The sequence below is a fragment of the Arthrobacter sp. NPDC057259 genome (genome assembly GCF_042668995.1).
Taxonomy (GTDB): Bacteria; Actinomycetota; Actinomycetes; order Actinomycetales; family Micrococcaceae; genus Arthrobacter.
Genome location: NZ_JBHUYA010000008.1, coordinates 115,179 through 132,299 on the forward strand (window position 1 = coordinate 115,179; position 17,121 = coordinate 132,299).

17 protein-coding genes are annotated in these 17,121 nt (G+C 69.9%); 8 read left to right on the forward strand and 9 right to left on the reverse strand.

Annotated features, from left to right (window positions below; all coding sequences use genetic code 11):
* Nucleotides 1-30 precede the first annotated feature (30 nt).
* The 5 genes from ACFUCU_RS13830 (at nucleotide 31) to sucD (ending at nucleotide 6,538) form a co-directional block, all read left to right on the forward strand.
* Nucleotides 31-915 (forward strand): inositol monophosphatase family protein, encoded by an 885-nt coding sequence (locus ACFUCU_RS13830; protein WP_377973109.1) that lies wholly within the window; start codon nucleotides 31-33, stop codon nucleotides 913-915.
* Between the two features lie 45 nt (nucleotides 916-960).
* Complete coding sequence (gene pcrA, locus ACFUCU_RS13835; protein ID WP_377973110.1) at nucleotides 961-3,468, forward strand: DNA helicase PcrA; 2,508 nt, start codon at nucleotides 961-963, stop codon at nucleotides 3,466-3,468.
* 55 nt (nucleotides 3,469-3,523) lie between these two features.
* Nucleotides 3,524-4,231, forward strand: coding sequence for a hypothetical protein (locus tag ACFUCU_RS13840; protein WP_377973111.1), 708 nt, complete (start codon nucleotides 3,524-3,526; stop codon nucleotides 4,229-4,231).
* 224 nt (nucleotides 4,232-4,455) lie between these two features.
* Nucleotides 4,456-5,625, forward strand: a complete 1,170-nt coding sequence (sucC, locus tag ACFUCU_RS13845) for an ADP-forming succinate--CoA ligase subunit beta (protein WP_290258673.1) — start codon at nucleotides 4,456-4,458, stop codon at nucleotides 5,623-5,625.
* A gap of 10 nt (nucleotides 5,626-5,635) precedes the next feature.
* The gene (gene sucD / locus ACFUCU_RS13850) at nucleotides 5,636-6,538 is read left to right on the forward strand and encodes a succinate--CoA ligase subunit alpha (protein WP_377973112.1); all 903 of its coding nucleotides are present in this window, start codon (nucleotides 5,636-5,638) and stop codon (nucleotides 6,536-6,538) included.
* Nucleotides 6,539-6,658: 120 nt separating this feature from the next.
* Here the strand turns inward: sucD and ACFUCU_RS13855 are convergent, their stop codons facing one another.
* From ACFUCU_RS13855 to ACFUCU_RS13865, 3 genes are all read right to left on the reverse strand, one after another.
* Complete coding sequence (locus tag ACFUCU_RS13855; RefSeq protein WP_377973113.1) at nucleotides 6,659-7,141, reverse strand: SRPBCC family protein; 483 nt, start codon at nucleotides 7,139-7,141, stop codon at nucleotides 6,659-6,661.
* Complete coding sequence (locus ACFUCU_RS13860) at nucleotides 7,138-7,497, reverse strand: ArsR/SmtB family transcription factor (protein WP_377973114.1); 360 nt, start codon at nucleotides 7,495-7,497, stop codon at nucleotides 7,138-7,140. The genes ACFUCU_RS13855 and ACFUCU_RS13860 overlap by 4 nt, the downstream gene beginning before the upstream one ends.
* 196 nt (nucleotides 7,498-7,693) lie before the next feature.
* On the reverse strand, nucleotides 7,694-8,143 hold the full coding sequence (locus ACFUCU_RS13865) for a MarR family winged helix-turn-helix transcriptional regulator (protein ID WP_290258669.1): 450 nt from the start codon (nucleotides 8,141-8,143) through the stop codon (nucleotides 7,694-7,696).
* Between the two features lie 168 nt (nucleotides 8,144-8,311).
* Here ACFUCU_RS13865 and ACFUCU_RS13870 point away from each other — a divergent pair, with 168 nt between their 5' ends.
* The gene (locus tag ACFUCU_RS13870; RefSeq protein WP_377973115.1) at nucleotides 8,312-9,598 is read left to right on the forward strand and encodes an MFS transporter; all 1,287 of its coding nucleotides are present in this window, start codon (nucleotides 8,312-8,314) and stop codon (nucleotides 9,596-9,598) included.
* On the opposite strand, the gene ACFUCU_RS13875 is transcribed toward ACFUCU_RS13870, so the two are convergent.
* A complete protein-coding gene (locus ACFUCU_RS13875; protein WP_377973116.1) occupies nucleotides 9,595-10,371 on the reverse strand; it encodes a gamma-glutamyl-gamma-aminobutyrate hydrolase family protein in 777 nt (258 codons plus the stop codon). The genes ACFUCU_RS13870 and ACFUCU_RS13875 overlap by 4 nt on opposite strands.
* Before the next feature lie 74 nt (nucleotides 10,372-10,445).
* Between ACFUCU_RS13875 and ACFUCU_RS13880 the strand changes: the two genes are divergently transcribed.
* Together ACFUCU_RS13880 and ACFUCU_RS13885 are read left to right on the forward strand one after the other, a co-directional pair.
* Complete coding sequence (locus ACFUCU_RS13880) at nucleotides 10,446-10,964, forward strand: SRPBCC family protein (protein WP_377973117.1); 519 nt, start codon at nucleotides 10,446-10,448, stop codon at nucleotides 10,962-10,964.
* A gap of 6 nt (nucleotides 10,965-10,970) precedes the next feature.
* Nucleotides 10,971-12,104, forward strand: coding sequence for an LOG family protein (locus ACFUCU_RS13885; protein ID WP_377973118.1), 1,134 nt, complete (start codon nucleotides 10,971-10,973; stop codon nucleotides 12,102-12,104).
* A 3-nt stretch (nucleotides 12,105-12,107) separates the two neighbouring features.
* Here ACFUCU_RS13885 and ACFUCU_RS13890 read toward each other — a convergent pair whose 3' ends face one another.
* From ACFUCU_RS13890 to hpaD, 5 genes are all read right to left on the reverse strand, one after another.
* Complete coding sequence (locus tag ACFUCU_RS13890; protein ID WP_377973119.1) at nucleotides 12,108-13,067, reverse strand: matrixin family metalloprotease; 960 nt, start codon at nucleotides 13,065-13,067, stop codon at nucleotides 12,108-12,110.
* A complete protein-coding gene (locus tag ACFUCU_RS13895; protein WP_377973180.1) occupies nucleotides 13,067-14,152 on the reverse strand; it encodes a VIT1/CCC1 transporter family protein in 1,086 nt (361 codons plus the stop codon). Before ACFUCU_RS13895 ends, ACFUCU_RS13890 begins: the two co-directional genes overlap by 1 nt.
* A gap of 233 nt (nucleotides 14,153-14,385) precedes the next feature.
* Nucleotides 14,386-15,237 (reverse strand): HpcH/HpaI aldolase/citrate lyase family protein, encoded by an 852-nt coding sequence (locus tag ACFUCU_RS13900; RefSeq protein ID WP_377973120.1) that lies wholly within the window; start codon nucleotides 15,235-15,237, stop codon nucleotides 14,386-14,388.
* Nucleotides 15,222-16,007 carry a 2-oxo-hept-4-ene-1,7-dioate hydratase gene (hpaH, locus tag ACFUCU_RS13905; protein ID WP_377973121.1) on the reverse strand — a complete coding sequence of 262 codons (786 nt, stop codon included), beginning with the start codon at nucleotides 16,005-16,007 and terminating at the stop codon, nucleotides 15,222-15,224. Before hpaH ends, ACFUCU_RS13900 begins: the two co-directional genes overlap by 16 nt.
* Before the next feature lie 2 nt (nucleotides 16,008-16,009).
* Complete coding sequence (gene hpaD, locus ACFUCU_RS13910) at nucleotides 16,010-17,095, reverse strand: 3,4-dihydroxyphenylacetate 2,3-dioxygenase (protein ID WP_377973122.1); 1,086 nt, start codon at nucleotides 17,093-17,095, stop codon at nucleotides 16,010-16,012.
* Nucleotides 17,096-17,121 lie beyond the last annotated feature (26 nt).

Here is a 17,121-nt window from a genome sequence, read left to right on the forward strand (position 1 = left end):
CCCTATGCCCGGCGCCGGTAGGCTGAACGAATGAGCGAAACAGGCAGCAACGACTTCGGCCACAGCGACCTCGGCAGGCACCGGCTCGGACGGCACAGCGCCGCGGACCTCAGCCCAGACCTCGACGACGCCGAGTTGGCCGCGGCCCTGGTCCGGGAGGCCGGAAATCTGGCCCTGCTGATGCGCCACGCCGGGCTGGAAGGCCACCAGAAGACCTCCGTGTCCGACGTCGTTACCGCCGCCGACCACGCCGCGGAAGCCTACGTCCTCGAACAGCTCCAGCGGTGCCGGCCCGAGGACGGCATCCTCGGCGAGGAGGGCGCCGCCAAGACCGGCACCAGCGGACGGACCTGGGTGATCGACCCGGTGGACGGCACCTACAACTTCCTGCACGGCTCCAGCTACTGGTGCTCCGCGCTGGCACTCAAGGACGCTACCGGGCCGATTCTCGGCGCTATCTTCCAGCCCGAGGCGGACAAGCTCTGGCTCGGCGGCACCGACCACCCCGCCACCCTGAACGGGGAACGGCTGACCGGCTTCGCCCCCGAGGGAGCCGCGCCGGCGCGGGACCAGGCGCCCCTCGCGGAGCAGGGCGCAGCCACCTACATCCACCCCACCTGGCTCGCGGACCCGATGTGCGCCATGCCCTGGCACGCGGCCGCCGTCTCCGCGGCGTCGCTGCGGATGTTCGGTTCCGGCTCCTGCGACCTGGCCCGCGTGGCCGACGGCGAACTCGACTGCTGGTTCCAGCACAGCTGCCCGGAATGGGACTGGCTGCCCGGCCAGGCGATCGTGCGGGCGGCCGGCGGCAGCACCGACGTCGTCCGCGTCAACGGCCTCGAGTGGTTCATCGCCGGGGGAGCGACGGCGGTGCGGGAGCTCCGCGCCGCGCTCCAGCGGGGATCCGTGCAGTAGCCCCGAACCTCACCGTCGGTGGCACCACCTAGACTTGTTAACACCATGGATATGTTGTTTGACCCCTACGCCGACGGACCCTTCCAAGCAGCTGCGACCCCGGGCGCGCCCGCGAAAGCGGCGGCTCACGCAGGCGCCGGCACCGGGATGCCCGCCCTGGCGCACGACCACGGGGGCGACGGCGGACAGGGCCACGCCGACGGCGAACGGCACCGGCTGCCCAGTGCCGAGGACCTCCTCCAGGGCCTGAACCCGCAGCAGGAAGAGGCCGTCAAGCACGCCGGCGGCGCCCTGCTGATCGTGGCCGGAGCGGGGTCCGGAAAGACCCGGGTGCTCAGCCACCGCATCGCCTACCTGATCGCCACCCGGCGTGCGCACCACGGCGAGATCCTGGCCATCACCTTCACCAACAAGGCCGCCGCCGAGATGCGCGAGCGGATCGAGGCACTCGTCGGCGGCCGGGCAAAAACCATGTGGATTTCCACGTTCCACTCCTCCTGCGTCCGCATCCTGCGCCGCGAGGCCGCCAACGTAGGCCTGAACTCCAACTTCTCCATCTACGACTCGGCCGACTCGCTCCGCCTGATCACCCTGGTGGCCAAGAACCTGGACCTGGACCCCAAGAAGTTCGCGCCCAAGGCCATCCAGCACAAGATCTCCGCGCTCAAGAACGAACTGATCGACGCGGACAGCTACTCCTCCAGCGCCAACCACAACGACCCGTTCGAACAGGCCGTGGCGGAGGTTTTCAAGGGCTACACCCAGCGCCTGCGCCAGGCCAACGCCATGGACTTCGACGACCTGATCGCCGAGACCGTCTACATGTTCCGGGCCTTCCCGGCGCTCGCGGATTCCTACCGGCGCCGCTTCCGGCACGTGCTGGTGGACGAGTACCAGGACACCAACCACGCCCAGTACGCCCTGGTCCGCGAGATCGTCGGCGAGGGCGACGGCGCGGCGGAACTGACGGTGGTGGGCGACTCGGACCAGTCCATCTACGCCTTCCGCGGGGCGGACATCCGCAACATTGTGGAGTTCGAAAAGGACTACCCGGACGCGCGCACCATCAAGCTGGAGCAGAACTACCGCTCCACCCAGACCATCCTCAGCGCCGCCAACGCGGTCATCTCCCGCAACCCCAACCGGCCGGAGAAGCGGCTCTGGACGGCCGAGGGCGACGGCGAGAAGATCGTCGGCTACGTGGGTGAGAACGAGCACGATGAGGCCCAGTTCATCGCCAAGGAGATCGACCGGCTGCAGGACGAGGGCAACCTCCGCCCCGGCGACGTCGCGATCTTCTACCGCACCAACGCCCAGTCCCGGTCCATCGAGGACGTCCTGGTCCGCGTCGGCCTGCCCTACAAGGTGGTCGGCGGCACCCGCTTCTACGAGCGCAAGGAAATCAAGGACGCCCTGGCCTACCTGCGCGTCCTGGTGAACCCCGACGACGACGTCAACCTGCGCCGCATCCTCAACGAGCCCAAGCGCGGCATCGGCGACCGGGCCGAGGGTGCCATCGCCTCGCTGGCCCAGCGCGACCGCACCTCCTTCATGGCCGCCGCCCGCCGGGCCGACGAGGCGCCCGGCATGGCCACCCGCTCCGTGAATGCGGTCCTCGGCTTCGTGAAGATGCTGGATGACCTGGCAGAGGTGGCCGCCGGCTCCGGTGCGGCCGCGGCGCTCGAGGCGGTGCTGGAACAGACCGGATACCTCGCCACCCTGCGCTCCAGCACAGACCCACAGGACGAATCCCGGGTCGAAAACCTCGCCGAACTGGTCGCCGTCGTCCGTGAATACGAACGCGACAACCCGGAAGGTTCGCTCGGTGCCTTCCTGGAGCAGGTCTCTTTGGTGGCGGACGCCGACCAGATCCCGGACGCCCCCGGGGCGGACATTGACGCCGCGGTCGCCGAGGCCAAGCGGCTCGGCGTTGTCACCCTGATGACGCTGCACACCGCCAAGGGCCTGGAATTCCCGGTGGTGTTCCTGACCGGCATGGAACACGGGCTGTTCCCGCACCAGCGTTCGGCCACGGACCCCAAGGAACTGGCGGAGGAACGCCGGCTCGCCTACGTGGGCCTGACCCGGGCCCGGAAGCGGCTCTACCTCACCCGCTCCGAGGTCCGGAACATGTGGGGGCAGAGCCAGTACAACCCCGCCAGCCAGTTCATCGAGGAGATCCCGGCCGAGCTGGTCGAGTGGAAACGCGAGGGCACCAGCCGCCAGGCGGCCAGCTGGGGCGGCGGGTCCATCGGCTCCAGCCGCTACAGCGGATCCTTCTGGGGCGCGGGCACAGCCCGCGGTACCGGGGCCGACTCCGCTGCCGGTTTTAATGCGGATGTCCCGGCGGCGATCGCCCGGAACCGGGTCCAGCCGCAGAAGGAGATCGTGGCCGTCAGCGTGGGGGACCGGGTCAATCACACGAGTTTCGGCGACGGCACCGTGCTGGCCGTCGAGGGCGCCGGGGACAAGACCGTCGCGAAGGTGACCTTCGCGGTGGGGGAGAAGCGCCTCCTGCTCCGCTACGCGCCGCTGACCAAGATCACGGCCTGACCGGCGCCACAGTCCGGCGGGGCTTCGCCCGGCGCCGGATCCCGTGATTGGCATAATGAAGCCCATGCGTCGAACCAAGCAGGCCGCCCTCGCCGCCCTGGTGCTGCTCGCGGCCAGCGGCTGCAGCGTCACCCGGCAGGACCCGGACTACGTCCCGCCGGCGCCGTTGCCGGTCCTCGAGCAGCTCCGCCAGGCGCCGCTGACGGATCCGGCCACCCTCGGGGCGGGCACGGACGCCGTCAGCTTCGTGACCGCGGACCACACGGTCGCCTGCAGCCTCACCTCGGCCCGGGGCACCAGCATCAACCTCCCCTACGAACCCAACACCTTCACCCCGCCGGCCAACGCCAAGCTGGCCACCGTCCCCGTTGCGCACTGCGAACTATCCGCCTACCCCCGCCCCGCCGCCCAGGACATCGCGGATGACTGCGCCGGCACCGGGCTGGGCTACCTCGGCGGCACGGCGCTGCTCACCCCGGACAAGGCCGTCTACGGTGAATGCCGCTCCGGCGTCACCGCCCAGGAAGCCGAATACGGGCCAAAGGGGAGCCCCACCGGGCCGATCTCCCAGCTGGCGGTCCTGCCGGAGGGCGGCAACGTGGAGCGGAACGGCCTGCGCTGCTCCGCCTACGACGGTGGCGTGGCCTGCGGAAACGTCTCCGCGCAGGTCGCTTTCTTCGTTTCCCGCGACCGTTACGAGCTCATTAAGGGACCCGGCGCGACGCCCTCCGCGGCGGCTCCGAAGGCCTCAAAATCCCCGTAATGTAGGGGTTTTTCTACGCTCAATAGAATAGTGTCGTTACTCACATAACCTGTACTGTGGGTCGGGCTGCCCGCTCCAAAGGACTAGAGTTCCACAAGGAGCATTGCGTCGTGCGGCTCGTCTCCGGACCTGTCGCAGGGTGCCTTTAATCCGCAGCCCGGTCACCGCGAATCCGCGGCGAGCGGCTGTACAGAAACTACTTCGACGTAGAAGGACACTAAACCGTGGACCTGTTTGAATATCAGGCGCGCGATATGTTCGAGGCGCACGGTGTACCCGTGCTTGCTGGCATCGTGGCGCACACCCCTGAAGAAGCAAAGGCAGCTGCCGAGAAGATCGGCGGCGTAACTGTCGTCAAGGCACAGGTTAAGGTCGGTGGCCGCGGAAAGGCCGGCGGCGTTAAGGTCGCCAAGACCGCCGACGAGGCTCTGGAACACGCCACCAACATCCTCGGCATGGACATCAAGGGCCACACCGTCAACACGGTGATGATCGCCCAGGGTGCCGACATCGCCGAGGAATTCTACTTCTCCGTCCTGCTGGACCGAGCCAACCGCAACTACCTGGCCATGTGCTCGGTTGAGGGCGGCATGGAAATCGAGCAGCTCGCCGTCGAACGCCCGGAAGCGCTGGCCAAGGTTGCCATCGACCCGGCCGTCGGCATCGACCAGGCCAAGGCCGACGAAATCGTCAACGCCGCCGGCTTCGCCGAGGAACTGCGCGGCAAGGTCGCCGCCGTGATCCTCAAGCTTTGGGACGTCTTCAAGAAGGAAGACGCCACCCTGGTCGAGGTCAACCCGCTGGTCAAGACCGGCGCCGGCGACATCGTCGCCCTGGACGGCAAGGTCTCGCTGGACGAGAACGCCGACTTCCGCCACCCGAAGCACTCCGCCCTGGAGGACAAGGACGCAGCGGACCCGCTGGAGGCCAAGGCCAAGGCGCAGGACCTGAACTACGTCAAGCTCGACGGCGAGGTGGGCATCATCGGTAACGGTGCCGGCCTGGTCATGTCCACGCTCGACGTCGTCGCCTACGCCGGCGAGAAGCACGGCAACGTCAAGCCCGCCAACTTCCTGGACATCGGCGGTGGAGCCTCCGCCGAGGTCATGGCCGCCGGCCTGGACGTCATCCTCGGTGACGAGCAGGTCAAGGCCGTGTTCGTGAACGTCTTCGGCGGCATCACCGCCTGCGACGCCGTCGCCAAGGGCATTGTCGGCGCTCTCGCCGAACTGGGCTCCTCCGCGAACAAGCCGCTGGTCGTCCGCCTCGACGGCAACAACGTCGAGGAAGGCCGCCGCATCCTGGCCGAGGCCAACCACCCGCTGGTTACCCTGGCCGCCACCATGGACGAGGGCGCCGACAAGGCCGCCGAGCTCGCCAACGCAGCGAAGTAAGGGACGCGACATGTCTATCTACCTCAACAAGGACTCCAAGGTCATCGTCCAGGGCATCACCGGCGGCGAAGGCACCAAGCACACCGCCCTGATGCTCAAGGCCGGCACCAACGTCGTCGGCGGCGTCAACGCCCGCAAGGCCGGCACCACCGTCGTCCACGGCGACAAGGAAATCAACGTCTACGGCACCGTCAAGGAAGCCATGGCGGAGACCGGCGCCGACGTCTCCATCGTCTTCGTGCCGCCGGCCTTCACCAAGGACGCCGTCGTCGAGGCCATCGAGGCCGGCATCGGCCTGGTCGTCGTCATCACCGAGGGCGTTCCGGTTCAGGATTCCGCCGAATTCTGGGCCCTGGCCCAGTCCAAGGTGGACGCCAGCGGCAAGCAGGTCACCCGCATCATCGGACCGAACTGCCCCGGCATCATCACCCCGGGCGAGGCCCTGGTCGGCATCACCCCGGCCAACATCACCGGCAAGGGCCCGATCGGCTTGGTCTCCAAGTCCGGGACCCTGACCTACCAGATGATGTACGAACTGCGTGACCTGGGCTTCTCCACCGCCATCGGCATCGGCGGCGACCCGGTCATCGGCACCACCCACATCGACGCTCTCGAGGCCTTCGAGGCCGACCCCGAGACCAAGGCGATCGTCATGATCGGCGAAATCGGCGGCGACGCCGAGGAGCGTGCGGCCGACTACATCAAGGCCCACGTCACCAAGCCGGTTGTCGGCTACGTGGCTGGCTTCACCGCCCCCGAGGGCAAGACCATGGGCCACGCAGGCGCCATCGTCTCCGGCTCCGCGGGTACCGCGCAGGCCAAGAAGGAAGCCCTCGAGGCTGCCGGCGTGAAGGTCGGCAAGACGCCGTCCGAGACCGCCAAGCTGCTGCGCGAAGTGTTCGCCGCGCTCTAGGCCACAGCACCACAACGCGGGGCCACCCCGCCCGTCCGGTTTCGCCGGGCGGGCCGGGGTGGCCCCGCGTTTGTGATTTAAGCGGCGGGTCCTAAATCCGGGGCGGGTTCGTCCGGCCCGTCAGACCGTGGCGCCGGCCAGCAGTTCCTCGAGCCGCTCGTAGCCCTCGCTGACGCCGCCTTCCATCCCGGACTGGGCCATGCCGTCCCGGGCCTCCATGCTGGGGTAGACCGCATGGGCGCTGAGCCGGGTGCGGCCGTCGCCGAGGTCCGTGAAGGTCATGAATTCGATGCTGACCACATCCGGGTAACCGTCGAATTCGAAGGTCTGGATGGCGAACTCGTTCTCCCGGACCGTGTGGAAGACGCCGCTGAAAACGTGCGGGACGCCGTCGTGCCCGGTGTGGGTGTAGCTGTAGCTGCCGCCGGTGTGGAAGTCGTAGTGGTCCACCTCCATGCTCATCCTGCGCGGGCCAAGCCACTGCACGATCAGGGCGGGGTCTTTGTGGGCGCGGAACACGTCCGCCACGGGGAAGTCGAAGTCCCGTTCGAAGTCGATGAAGGGAAACCCTTCCGGGACGCTGAGTTTCAGGGCGTTGCTCATGATGAGTCCTTTGCCTGGGTGCCGCGTGCTGCGGCCTGGGTGTGGAGCGCGGCGTCGAGGCTGCGGAACTGCTCCTCGCGGACCAGCCGGTACTGGCCGATCCATGCGGTGAGTGCCTCCAGCCGCGCGGGGTCCAGGTGGACGGGCCGGCGCTGGGCGTCGCGTGTGCGCGTGACGAGCCCCGCCTGTTCGAGGACCTGGATGTGCTTCGAGACCGCCTGCTTGGTGATCGCGAAGGGTTCCGCCAGTTCGTTCACCGTGGCCGGCCCCCGGCTGAGCCGGGCGATGATCCTGCGGCGGACGGGATCGGCCAGCGCCAGGAAGGCGGAGTCGAGCTGGTCGTCGTCGTGGACCATGAAGTGCCCCCTCAAAGACGGAGGTGCAGCCGCGGTGCGTGGCATGCCATCGAGTGATCAGCGAGAAGTAGTCAACTCATCGTTTGATCAACCAGGTGGTTGTTTAAAGGTACCGCTGCGGGCGCGCATGCGCCAGACCCGGAGTGGCGGATACCTCGCGCGGGACCGGCTCTCCGGGCCGCTTCCCTCCCCGGACTCAGGCGACGGCGTGCAGCCGGGGGAGGGCATCCACAAGCGGGGCAAGTTCCGGGATGTCCTGTGCCGCGGCCAGGGCGCGCTCCAGTGTGCCGTCGTGGACCGGCCGGGCCTGCTCCAGGAGCGCGATGCCGCTGGCCGTGAGTTCGGTATAGATGCCGCGGCGGTCGTCGTCGCAGAGGATCCGGGTCAGCAAGGCCCGGTCCTCGAGCCGGTTTACCAGCCGGGTGGTGGCGCTCGCGCTCAGTGCTGTCGCGCGGGCGAGCTGCTGCATCCGCATGTGCCAGCCGTCCTGGCGGCTGAGTGCGTCCAGAACGGTGTACTCGACCACCGAGAGTTTTGCCTCGGCCTGCAGGGCCCGTTCCAGCTCCGTCTCGATCAGTCCATGTAGGGCCGCGAGGGTGCGCCAGCCTTGTGCGCGGACCTCCACGGCGTCGTCCTTGATGCCCATTCGTGTGCTTCCTTTCCCGATCGGACCGCCCGCGGCGCCATCCCGTGCCCGGCTGACCAAAGTAGTTGCTTGCGCGCTATAGTTGCGTGTGCAACAATAAATAACGCGTCTGCAACTAATAGCTTACGCGTCCCCCCACTTTCAGTACAGTTTTCGAAGGAGTCATCCATGCCTATCGGCCTGATAGCACTCGCCCTCGGCGGGTTCGGAATCGGACTCACCGAGTTCGTCATCATGGGCCTGCTGCCGCAGGTCGCCGCGGATTTCCACGTCACCGAGGCGGTCGCCGGCTGGCTCATCTCCGGGTACGCGCTCGCCGTCGTCGTGGGGGCGCTGGCCCTGACCGCCGCCGTGACCCGGTTCGAGCGCAAGCCCGTGCTGGCCGCCCTGATGGTCTTGTTCATCGCCGGCAACCTCATCTCCGCCCTCGCCCCCGGCTACACCCTCATGATGGTGGGCCGGATCATCGCCGCACTCGCGCACGGTGCCTTCTTCGGCATCGGCGCGGTGGTCGCCGCCAGCATGGTCGCGCCCACCAAGAAGGCCGGCGCCATCGCCATCATGTTCACCGGCCTGACCGCCGCGAACGTCCTGGGCGTCCCCTTCGGCACCATGCTGGGCCAGGCGGCCGGGTGGCGCTCCACCTTCTGGGCCATCACCGTCATCGGTGTCCTGGCACTGGCCGGCATCCTGGCCTTGGTCCCGCGGACCGGCGCCGGCGACACGGGCTCTGGTTCTACCGCAGGCGGTTTGCGCGGTGAGCTCCGTGCCTTCCGGTCCGGGCAGGTCTGGCTGTCCATCCTGGTCACCATCCTGGGTTACGGCGGCATGTTCGGCGCCTTCACCTACATCGCCTTCACCCTGACCGAGGTCACCGGCTTCTCCGCCGCGACCGTCCCGTGGCTGCTGATCCTCTTCGGCGTGGGACTGTTCATCGGCAACACCATCGGCGGCAAGGCCGCCGACCGGAACGTGGACCGCACCCTGCTGGTGGTGCTCGCTGCCCTCGTCGTGGTGCTCGTGGTCTTCGCTCTCACTGCCGCCAACCAGCCGATGACCATCGCCTCCATGGTGCTGCTGGGCGGCTTCGGCTTCGCCACCGTCCCCGGCCTGCAGATGCGCGTTATGAAGTACGCGGATAGCGCCCCCACGCTGGCCTCGGGCGCCAACATCGGCGCGTTCAACGTCGGCAACGCCCTGGGCGCCTGGCTGGGCGGCGTCACCATCACCGCCGGCCTGGGCTACACCTCCCCGATCTGGGCGGGTGCGGCCACCACGCTGGCCGGGCTCGTGGTGATGGCCGTCGCCGCCGCCGGCGCCGCGAAGCGGGCACGGAACGCCCCCGCCCGGACCGCGGGCAATAGCGACGGCGGCACGAACGACGGCGCCATGAACGACGGCGACGCCGCCGCCCGCGCGGAAACCGCCGAACCCGTGGCCGCGGGCCGGGCCTAGGCTCGCGCCCGGTGTGCCGGCACCCGCTGCCGGCACACCGCCACGAACGCCGCGAACGGCGCCAGCCGCTCGCCCGCGGGAAGTTCTGCGGCTTCGGGGTGCCACTGCACCGAGGCCACCCAGCGCGCCGGATCCTCCAGCGCCTCCACGGTCCCGTCATCGGCGAGTGCCGTGACCACCAGGCCGTTGCCCACCCGGGCGACGGCCTGATGGTGTCCGGAGGCGATCCGGACCCGCTCCGGATTCCAGCCCGCGTACAGGGCGGCGACCTTCGATCCGGCCACGATGTCCACGTCGTGCCAGGCCCACGACCCGGCGTCGTGGGCCGGATCGTCGGACGGGACGGCCTCCCGGTGCGGCACCGCGCCCGGGTCCATATCCTGGACCAGGGTGCCGCCGTAGAGCACGTTCAGCAGCTGGTGCCCCCGGCAGATGCCCAGCATCGGAACGCCACCGTCCATCGCCTCCCGCGCCACCGCGAGGTCCAGCTCGTCCTGGGCCGCGTTCACGTCGTAACAGGTGCCGCCGTCGGTCTCCCCGTAGAGCGCCGGGTCCAGGTCTCCGCCGCCGGGCAGGATGACGCCGTCGAGCCCGCGAACGCCCGTCGCATCCGTTAGGAGCACCGGCTCTCCGCCGGCCCCGCGCAGGAGCGCCACGATGTAGTCGAAGAGGTCGTTCGCCTCGCCCACCCTGGGGTCCGGGTCGGAGGAACTGCTGAGCCGGACGGGCACCCCGATGCGGGGTCCTCCGGCGGATGAGGTCGGAATCTGCATGCCTCATTCTGCACCACGTTCCCGGCCCCGCCGCGGCGCCCCTCCCGCCGCGCGCCGGAGGCTACGATGGCCGGATGAACAACCGCTACATGGTCTCCCGCAGCCGTTTCATCGCAGCCTCCCCGGACGAGATCTTCGAGGTGCTGGCCACTCCCGCCCTGCACAGCGAGATCGACGGCTCCGGCACCGTGAAGGGCGCCCAGCCGCGCGGCCCTGCACGGCTGGGACCCGGCGTCCGGTTCGGCATGGAGATGAAGATCGGCGTGGACTACAAAATCCTCAATACCGTCTGTGAGTTTGAGGAGGGCCGGCGCATCGCATGGCGGCACTTCTACGGCCACATCTGGCGGTACCTGCTGGAACCGGCCACCGAGTCCGGGGTCGCGGGCACCCTGGTCACCGAACAGTGGGACGCCCGCGCGGTCCGGGGACGGTTCCTGCTGCGCCTGGCCGGCTACCTGCGCCGGCACCCCGCCAACCTGGAGCAGACCCTGGCCCGGCTGGACCGGTACCTGGCCGGGCGACCCGCCCGGGACCGGCGCGCCCAGGGCGTACCTGCCCGGGACGTACCCGCCCCGGACGCCCGGGCGTAGCGCCGGATGAGCGCCGCCCGCAGCCTGCACCCCAGCCCCCGCACCCTCGAGGTAGAGAGCCTGGAGAGCTTTGACCGGCTGGTGTCCGGCGGCGCCCGGTCCCTGCACGGCTGGCACCTGCAGTCCCTGGACCTCCGCGGCCGGCGCGCGGCGCTGGAAGCCGCCGACGTCCAGGGCGCCGTCTTCCTGGGCTGCACCTTTGACGATGGGGTCGAGGCCATGCTCCGGGCCGGCGGCGCGCTGATCTTCCCCAGGCTGGAAAAGGTGCCTTTCAACCCGTACCGCGGGACGCTGTACACCCCGGAGGAGCTCTACGCCGGCATCGCGGAGACCCGCTACGAGGACACCCCGGACGCCCGGATCTACCACTGGAGCATCCACTCCGGGCAGCGCCGCCGGCTCGATGCCACCCTCGCCGCCGCCCTCCACGACCACGCGATCGGGGATGCCCTGGAGGAATTCACCCGCTCCGACGCGGCCCGGGGCAAGACCCTGGTTGGGGTGATGGGCGGCCACGCCGCCACCCGGGGATCGGCCGGCTTCACGGAGGCCGCGCTGCTCGGGCGGCTTCTCGCCGGGGCGGGGCGGCTGGTGGCCACCGGCGGCGGCCCGGGCGCCATGGAGGCCGCCAACCTGGGCGCCTACCTCAGCGGGGCGGCCGAACCCGACTTCCGGCAGGCGCTGGCGGACCTGGCCGCGGTGCCGGGTTTCCGGCCCTCCGTGTCGGCCTGGGCCCGGGCGGCCGCCGCCGTCGTCGAACGCCACCCGGACGGGACGCCGTCGCTGGGCATTCCCACCTGGTTCTACGGGCACGAACCGCCCAACTACTTCGCCACCCACATCGCCAAGTACTTCGCGAACTCCATCCGCGAGGCGGTCCTGCTGGAGCTGTGCAACGGCGGGATCGTGTTCCTGCCCGGTTCCGGCGGCACCATCCAGGAGATCTTCCAGGACGCCTGCGAAAACTACTACGGGGCGCCGGAAACCATTACGCCCATGGTCCTGGTGGGGCGGGAGCACTGGCTGCGCCGCTACCCGGCATGGCCGTTGCTGCAGAGCATCGCCTCGGGCCGGCAGATGGAACGGCGGATCTTCCTGGTGGACTCCGTCGAAGAGGCGCTGGCCGTCCTGGACTCCTGAGCCCTAGAGGTCCTTGCGGCAGGGGACGCGGCCGAGTTCGTACAGGCCGTTCAGGTCGCCGGCGGCGAGTCCGTCCGGGGCGCCGATCTCCGGATACATCAGCTGGTCCGGGTCGGTGACGTGCTCCAGGCCCATGACGTGGCCCAGTTCGTGCAGGATGACGGCGGTGGCGTAGGCGGACCCGTCGCCGCGCTGCAGTTCCTCGGTGATCTGCGGGGCGTCCAGTTCCAGGCTGCCGGTGACGTAGGTCTTGGGGCCGCCCCCAAAACTGAAGTGGGTGCTGCCGCCGGTGCCGATCACGGGGCCCTCCAGCTGCGGCGCCTGCTCCGGCGTCGTCCAGGTGATCAGCAGGGGCGCCCAGCGGTCGCCGTAAGCGTCCTTCTGGTAGGGGGCACGGGTCTGGGACGGCAGTTCGGTGGTGGCGCCGTCGCTGACGAACCTGATCCCGGTCGCGGCGGCGACGGCGCCGATGGCATCCTCCACCAAACGTTCCGCCCCGGCCGGGGCCAGGGCGGCGTTGACCACGTAGTGCAGCGGCCGGCACGGCGAATAGCCCACGGGGCCGCCGTCGGCGTTAGTGGCCAGGAACTTGTAGGAGTTACTGGCGGCGGCGGGTTTGCGGGCCCGGCCGACGGGCTGGTCCTGTTCCTCGTAGCCGGGCGGCGGGACCGCCATGGCCGTGCCGTCGGCCGGGATCCCGGCCTGCCGGGCGGCGCCGCTGGCCGTGGCGTGCCCGACGGCGCCGGGCCCGGTGCCCAGCTCTGTTCCCGGCACGCGGCGGGCGGTGGCATCGTGGGGGAGGCCCAGCAGCTCCGTCAGCCGGGGATCGTTGTAGACCAGCCCGGCAGTGGCGAAAGCGGCCACCGCGATGAAGGCGACGGCCGCCAGGTTCCGGGCCGCCCGGAAGCCGCCGGCGGCACGGCTGTGCCGCGGCGGACGGTACCGGGAGCCCGGGTCTTCCACTAGCCGACCACCGCGCCGAAGACCAGGCCCAGCAGGTAGGTGACGGCGGCGGCGCCCAGGCCGATCGCCAGCTGGCGCAGCCCGCGGGTGACCGGGGAGGTGCCGGAGAGCAGGCCCACGACGCCGCCGGTCAGCAGCAGGGCGATGCCCACCAGGCCGGCGGAGACCACCAGGGCGGCGACGCCGGTCATGCCCAGGACGAACGGGATGATCGGGATGATCGCGCCGGAGGCGAAGAAGCAGAAGCTCGAGGCCGCCGCGCCCCAGGCCGTGCCGACGGCCTCGTGCTGGTCCTCGGCCTCGGGCAGTTCCGGCTGGAGCGAGAGGCTCGGATCGCAGTCGCAGTCCAGCAGGCCCATCCGCTCGGCGACGCGGTGCTCGGCGGCCTCCCGGGACATGCCGCGGGCCAGGTAGACGAGGACGAGTTCGTTGTGCTCGATGTCCAGGGATGGCGCAGCGGCGAGGGTGATCTGGGTGGGCCGGGTGGCGGCCAGCAGCTCACGCTGGGAGCGGACGGAAATGAACTCGCCGGCGCCCATGGACAGCGCACCGGCCAGGAGGCCCGCGACGCCGCTGAGCAGCACCACGGAGCTGCCGACGCCGGACGCCGCCATGCCCATGACCAGGGAGAGGTTGCTGACCAGTCCGTCGTTGGCGCCGAACACGGCGGCGCGGAAGCTGCCGGCGAGCCGGTTGCGGCCGCGGGTTGCCAGGCCCCGGACCACCTCCTCGTGGATCTGTTCGTCCGCGACCATGGCCGGGGTTGCGGACGGGTCGTTGGCGTAGGGGGAGCGGCTCTCGGCCCGCTGTGCCAGGGCCAGGACGAACACCGAGCCGAAGTGCCGGGCCAGGAAGCCCAGCAGCTGGCTGCGCAGCGACGCCGGACGCGGCCGGCCGGCGTGCTCGCCGAGCAGCTGCAGCCAGTGTGCTTCGTGCCGGCCCTCGGCCTCGGCCAGGGCCAGCAGGATGGCGCGTTCCTCGCCGCTGCGGTTCTGGGCCAGTTCCCGGTAGACGCGGGCCTCGGCGCGTTCGTCGGCCAGGTACTGGCGCCAGCGCCGGATGTCGGCGGGCTTGTGCTCCGTCATCGACGCTGCCGGGGTGTGGCCGGAGCCGGCCGGCCGGGCGTCGCCGTGGGCGTGGTTTTGGTTGGATGGTGCGTGCTGGGACACGGAAAAACTCCTGGCTGGATGTGGCCTCGTCGGGCCCGGATCAGCTCCCAGCGTACCCCGGTATTCCGCGGATTTTCGGCCGGTATTCCTCACCGAAAAGTTTAGGGCCGCCGTAAAATTTGCGGGCTCCGGCGGCCCCTCCGGCGGCCTCAGTAGCTGGCCGTCCCGCCGCGCGCCGCGGCGCCGTCGTCCGCCCCCGTGTGTTCTCCAGGAGGGCCGTCCACGCAGAACCGGGCGGCGAGCGCCTCGGAACCCCGGGCCAGGAGCGCGACGTCGGCGCCCACCAGGATGAAGGCAGCTCCGGCCGCCCGGTAGCGGTCCGCCGTCGCCGGGGTGAAGGCGTTGACGCCCGCGGGTTTCCCGGTCTCCCGCGCCGCGGCGAGGCAGCGTTCGACGGCGGCGACGACGTCGGGGTGCTCCTGCTGTCCCAGCAGCCCCATCGAGGCGGCGAGGTCCGAGGGGCCCAGGAAGATGGCGTCCACACCGTCGACGGCGAGGATGTCCGCCACCGCGTCCACGGCGGCCGTGGACTCGATCTGGACCGTGACGCTGATGGTCTCCCCGGCCCGGGCGAGGTAGTCCGGGACCCGGTTCCAGCGCGCGGCGCGGGCAAGGGCGGAGCCCACCCCGCGGACTCCCTGCGGCGGGTAGCGTGTGGCGGCCACCGCAGCTTCGGCCTCCGCGGCGGAGTTGACCATGGGAATCAGCAGGTTCTGCACTCCCAAGTCCAGGTACTGCTTGATCAGGACGGTGTCGTTGACCGGCGGCCGGACCATGGTGCGGACCGGGTAGCCGTGGACGGCCTGGAGCTGGGCCAGGATGGATTCCAGCCCGTTGGGGCTGTGCTCGGCGTCCACCAGCAGCCAGTCCAGGCCGGAGCCGGCGCAGAGTTCGGCGATCAGCGGGCTGCCGGAGCAGACCCACATGCCCGCCAGGGGCCGGACCCCTTCGGCCCGGCGGTGGAGGGCGTCGCGGAAGGTTTCTTCTAGTCGAAACGGCATGTCACGGCTCCCAGCGGCCCGTAGTCGGCGTGGACGGTGTCGCCCCGGTAGACCCAGAGCGGGCGGGTAAAGGATCCGGCCAGGATGATGTCCCCGGCTTCCAGGGCGTCCCCGTGGGCGGCGATCTTGTTCGCCAGCCAGTGCACCCCGTTGGCCGGGTGGTCCAGGACGCCGGCGGCGACGCCAGTTTCCTCGACGGTCTGGTTTTTGTAGAGGATGGCGGAGACCCAACGGAGGTCGACGTCGCCCGGCTTTACCGGGTTGCCGCCCACCACCATGGCGCCCATCGCGGCGTTGTCCGCGATGGTGTCCACGATGGTCCGTCCCTCCATCTCGATCCGTGAGTCCAGGATCTCCAGTGCCGGCACCACGTATTCGGTGGCCCGCAGCACGTCGAAGAGCGTCACGCCGGGGCCCTTGAGCCCGTCCTTGAGCACGAACGCGAGCTCCACCTCCACCCGCGGGTGGGTGTACCGGTCCCACGGCACGGAGCAGCCGGTCTCCAGCACCATGTCATCGAAGATCGCACCGTAGTCCGGTTCGGTGATGCCTGTGGCCGCCTGCATCGCCTTGGAGGTCAGGCCGATCTTCCGGCCCACCAGGGTCCTGCCGGCGTCCTCGTTGCGGCGCCGCCAGTGCCGCTGCACGGCGTAGGAGTCCTCCACCGTCATCTCCGGGTACCGCGCCGTCAGCCGGGGCACCGGGGTGCGGGTCCGGCCCGCGTCGACCAGTTCGTCTGCGATCGCCTCGATCGCCGCCTGCTCCATCATGGTCAGAGCTGCGCGCCGAGCTTGAACCCGGTCCGGTCGCCCTCGGGGGAGCCGTCCTTGCGGGTGTAGGAGAAGCCATCGGCGCCGACCGTGACGGCCATTTCCGAGGCGTCGGTGCGCTCGATGACCGGCTGAGGGTTGCCGTCCAGGTCCAGGACCAGGGACGCCTCGGTGTACCAGGACGGGACCACCGGGTTGCCCCACCAGTCGCGGCGCTGGTTGTCGTGCACGTCCCAGGTGATGGTGGGGTTGTCCGGGTCGCCGGTGTAGTAGTCCTGGGTGTAGATCTCGATCCGGTGCCCGTCCGGGTCCAGGATGTAGAGGTAGAAGGCATTCGAGACGCCGTGCCGGCCGGGGCCGCGCTCGATCCGGTCGCTGATCCGCAGGGCGCCCATCTTGTCGCAGATCTGGATGATGTTGTGCTTCTCGTGCGTGGCGAACGCGACGTGGTGCATGCGCGGGCCGTTCCCGCCGGTCAGGGCGGTGTCGTGCACGGTCTGCTTGCGGTGCATCCAGGCGGCGTAGGTGACGCCGTCGGAGTCCTTGATGTCCTCTGAGACCCGGAAGCCCAGGTCCTCCAGGTACTTGCGGCCGCGGGGAACGTCCGGGGTGACCTGGTTGAAGTGGTCCAGGCGCACCAGTTCGCCGGCGGAGTACAGGTCGTAGCGCTGCGTGAGGCGCTCGACGTGCTCCACCTCGTAGAAGAACTCGTAGGGGAAGCCCAGCGGGTCCTCGACCCGGACGGCGTCGCCGATGCCCTTGGTGAAGCCCTCCTTGCGGCGCTCCACCCGGCAGCCGAGCTCCCGGTAGTAGGCCTCGGCGGCGTCCACCTCGGCGGGGGATTTCACCCGGTAGGCGAAGGCGGCGACGGCGGCCACCGGTCCCTTGCGCAGCACCAGATTGTGGTGGATGAACTCCTCGAGGGAGCGCAGGTAGATGGCGTTCTCGTCCTCCTCGGTCACGTGCAGGCCGAGCAGATCCACGTAGAACTCTCGGGAGCGGGCGAGGTCGGTGACCACGATTTCCATGTAGGCGCAGCGGACGATGTCCGGCGCCGGGACGGTGGGGGTGGGGATGAAATCGGTCATGGGGGTCTCTCTTCGTTGAAAGGGGG